This is a genomic window from Microbulbifer okhotskensis, assembly GCF_023895975.1.
GTDB lineage: Bacteria > Pseudomonadota > Gammaproteobacteria > Pseudomonadales > Cellvibrionaceae > Microbulbifer > Microbulbifer okhotskensis.
In genome coordinates, this window is record NZ_JALBWM010000277.1 from 1 (window position 1) to 1456 (window position 1456).

A 1456-nucleotide genomic window follows, 5' to 3' on the forward strand; every position below is an offset into this window, starting at 1 on the left:
AGCAGTACAGTGACTATGGGGCTATAGCTGTATGAAACTGTCCGAAGTGTTGAATCAGGTATGTCGAGTATTATTTGTTTTTTTGAGAATTCTATATCCACCGAGTTTGTGAGTGAGGTTGGTCGGGGTTAAATCTAAGAGGTGTCGATTTTCGCAAAAAATATGCAAAGACAAACCTGAGCCCATTCACCTGAGCTATCACGGCTTGAATATAGAACTCCCTACAGTTCACAAATAACATGGAGGTGTTATCAGGTTCTCTAATCCAGGCATGCGGGGTCTGATGTGGTAAATAGGTTGCCTTCCCATGTGTTGACCCCAGTGCAGGTAGGGTCAGAAGAATCTTTTAAATCAAAAGCACTATTGTTTAGTGCTGAATTTCCAATAATGCTGTTGTTAATGTTGTTAAATCCAGTGATATTTATCCCTGCTGAATCAAGTAGGCCGCCGATACCGTTTCCAGAAACAGTGTTTTGAACGACCAATGAATTCTCAACATTTTCTGACAATGAAATCCCATTATCGTAACTCTGGGTGACATGATTTTGGCTTACTGTGGTATAGTTTCCTTTAATATCTATTCCGTCATCTCCATCAATACTTCCTTTTATCCAATTTAACAGAATAAAATTAAAGTCTGCTCCTGCATCTATTAGTATACCCTCATCATTGCTCGCTTCTATTTTATTTTGGCTGATGAAATTATTAGACCCCTTTACGTCAATTCCGTCATCAAATTCAGTCCCGATAATATGGTTTCCGGTAATAGTGTTATTATGGCTGTTGATGAGGATGGCATCTCTCCCTGTATCTGATATTTGAGCATCTAACACCGAATGAAAACCATCCCCCGCCACTATGATCCCGTTAAGGCATTTGATAATTTCTCCGCCTGTAACGAGCCCTGAAAAACCCTCTAATAGTATTCCGCCTATACCGTCGCCACTTGAGTTATCGCAGGTTACTCCGCCCCCGTCAATCATGGTGAGATTTCCCGTTGGCCCAATGATGGTTAGGCCGTAGGGACTATCTTCGGTTAATTCACAAATGAGATTTTGATTTAGTGTGGCTGGGGCTGTGATAACGTCGCCACATTCTACTGCAAGAACTTGGTTCGTCAGAGCAAACCCGGATGCTGTCAGGGCAATGGTGATTGTTATGCGTAGCGTTGATTTTAATGGAAAGGTATTCATGGTGGTATCCTTCGTCATGCTTCATTTGGCGGCGGCGGGAAAATAATTTTGTCTGCCCCTAATACCTCAGTGAGGCATGATATAAAATATCATTAATCAATCTAATTATGATTTTAATAAAATATTTATTCGGAATACTTTGACTGGTTCTTATTTCGTCTTTTACGAAGAGGGGTGCCAGCCAGGGCTGTCCCATATAAATCAGCTTAAAGAGGCTGTAATTTAAATTGTGTAACTGCTCATGCCCCCATACTCTATACCGG

At 41.1% G+C, this 1456-nt stretch carries 2 protein-coding genes; both read right to left on the reverse strand.

What is annotated here, in order from left to right; genetic code table 11:
* Positions 1–260: 260 nt before the first annotated feature.
* Positions 261–1193 carry a right-handed parallel beta-helix repeat-containing protein gene (locus MO867_RS22005; RefSeq protein ID WP_252473154.1) on the reverse strand — a complete coding sequence of 311 codons (933 nt, stop codon included), beginning with the start codon at positions 1191–1193 and terminating at the stop codon, positions 261–263.
* Positions 1194–1251: 58 nt separating this feature from the next.
* The coding region (locus tag MO867_RS22010) for a hypothetical protein (protein ID WP_252473156.1) at positions 1252–1456 on the reverse strand (205 nt) is incomplete at its 5' end.

What these genes read in the sequence shown, in the direction of transcription:
- MO867_RS22005 (WP_252473154.1), bottom strand. Translation starts at nt 1,193, where the DNA reads ATGAATACCTTTCCATTAAAATCAACGCTACGCATAACAATCACCATT.